This window comes from Caballeronia sp. INML1, from assembly GCF_023631085.1.
Taxonomy (GTDB): Bacteria; Pseudomonadota; Gammaproteobacteria; order Burkholderiales; family Burkholderiaceae; genus Caballeronia; species Caballeronia turbans.
In genome coordinates this window covers 1-1,183 of the sequence record NZ_JALQDT010000101.1, presented here as the reverse complement: position 1 = coordinate 1,183, position 1,183 = coordinate 1, and the positions used below count along the sequence as shown (strand labels likewise).

Sequence of the window (1,183 nt, the reverse complement as noted above, 5' to 3'; positions counted from 1 at the left end):
TACAGACGTTCCACCGCCAGCGCCACACCCATGCCGCCGCCGATGCACAGCGACGCCAGGCCCTTCTTCGCATCGCGCTTTTGCATCTCGTGCAGCAGCGTGACGAGAATCCGGCAGCCCGATGCGCCGATCGGATGACCGATCGCGATCGCGCCGCCGTTCACGTTGATCTTCGACTGATCCCAGCCCATCTGCTTGTGCACCGCCAGCGCCTGCGCCGCGAACGCCTCGTTGATTTCCATCAGGTCCAGATCGTTCACCGACCAGCCCGCGCGCTCCAGACAGCGCTTCGATGCCGGCACCGGGCCCATGCCCATGATCTTCGGATCGACGCCCGCATTCGCGTACGCCTTGATGCGCGCGAGCGGCGTGAGGCCCAGCGCCTCGGCCTTCTTCGCCGACATCACGACGACCGCCGCCGCGCCGTCATTGATGCCCGACGCGTTCGCCGCCGTCACCGTGCCTTCCTTCGAGAACGCCGGCTTCAGGCCCGCGAGCGCTTCGGGCGTCACGCCGTGGCGCACGAATTCGTCGGTGTTGAACTGCAGCGGCTCACCTTTGCGCTGCGGAATCGCGATCGGCACGATTTCGTCGTCGAAGCGGCCCGCCTTCTGCGCGGCTTCCGCCTTGTTCTGCGACAGCGCCGCGAACGCGTCCTGCTGCTCGCGCGTGATGCCGAACTCCTTCGCGACGTTCTCCGCGGTCGTGCCCATGTGGTACTTGTTATAGACGTCCCACAGGCCATCGACGATCATCGTGTCGATGAGCTTCGCGTCGCCCATGCGAAAGCCGTCGCGCGAGCCCGGCAGCACGTGCGGCGCGGCGCTCATGTTTTCCTGACCGCCCGCGATGACGATTTCCGCATCGCCCGCGATGATCGCGTTCGCCGCGAGCATCACCGCCTTCAGGCCCGAGCCGCAGACCTTGTTGATCGTCATGCCGGGAACCATGTCGGGCAAGCCGGCCTTGATGAGCGACTGACGCGCCGGGTTCTGGCCCGAGCCTGCCGCGAGCACCTGGCCGAGGATCACTTCGCTCACCTGCTCCGGCTTCACGCCGGCACGCTCCAGAACAGCCTTGATTACCGTTGCGCCCAGTTCCGGCGCCGCGATCTTCGCGAGCGAGCCGCCGAACTTGCCTACCGCCGTACGCGCGGCCGATACGATCACTACGTCAGTCATTT

General features: G+C 66.3%; 1 protein-coding gene. It reads right to left on the bottom strand.

What is annotated here, in order from left to right; all coding sequences use genetic code 11:
• Positions 1-1,181, bottom strand: a 1,181-nt coding sequence (locus tag NCR38_RS33985; protein WP_061122030.1) for an acetyl-CoA C-acetyltransferase, incomplete at its 3' end; no start/stop codon positions are given.
• Positions 1,182-1,183 lie beyond the last annotated feature (2 nt).